Origin of the sequence: Corynebacterium sp. HMSC072D12, from assembly GCF_001813925.1 — a bacterium.
Lineage (GTDB): Bacteria > Actinomycetota > Actinomycetes > Mycobacteriales > Mycobacteriaceae > Corynebacterium > Corynebacterium aurimucosum.
This window is the reverse complement of the sequence record NZ_KV814408.1, coordinates 1-521: the sequence shown is the minus strand read 5'-3', so window position 1 is coordinate 521 and position 521 is coordinate 1. Positions and strand designations below refer to the sequence as shown.

The 521-nt window shown below is 52.2% G+C and carries 1 pseudogene; it reads right to left on the bottom strand.

Annotated features, from left to right (window positions below):
* Window positions 1–495, bottom strand: a pseudogene (locus tag HMPREF2943_RS07450) (HNH endonuclease); the annotation flags it as partial.
* Window positions 496–521 lie beyond the last annotated feature (26 nt).

Here is a 521-nt window from a genome sequence, read left to right as displayed (position 1 = left end):
CATGATGATTCCTGGCTGGTAGCCATCGGCCTCTTTTATCTCTTCGGTTAAATCCCGCATCTTGTCATGTGGCATGGGCTCAGCTCGCCAGCCGAAGCCTTCAATAAAGGTCGGTGCATCCTCAATATCGCAGGCCTGGTAGGTGTGGAGCACCACGGTAGCTGGTGGCTTTATCTCACCGGAAAGCAGTTTGATGACTGCCTCAGCGACAGTGATGTCTTCCTTGGCGGCGGTCTGGTGGATGAAGGCATCGAGTTTAATGCCGGTGTCTTCCCCAACCTGCAGTTCCAGCCAGGCAGAGGTGCCGTTAGAAGAAAACCGGTACGTATCTTTAGGCCGGGTATCTTGGTAGGCGATGGAATCATCCAGGGTTTTACAAATAACGCGGACTTTGCGCCTGATTTGACTACGTGTAGGAAAAGCTTGGTTCGGCTTAGAAGGGGTGAAGAAGTCAGCCAGGAGGGTGTCGATAAAATCCAGGGTTTCATCAGTCAAGGCTGTCAGTGCTGACATGGGTTGAT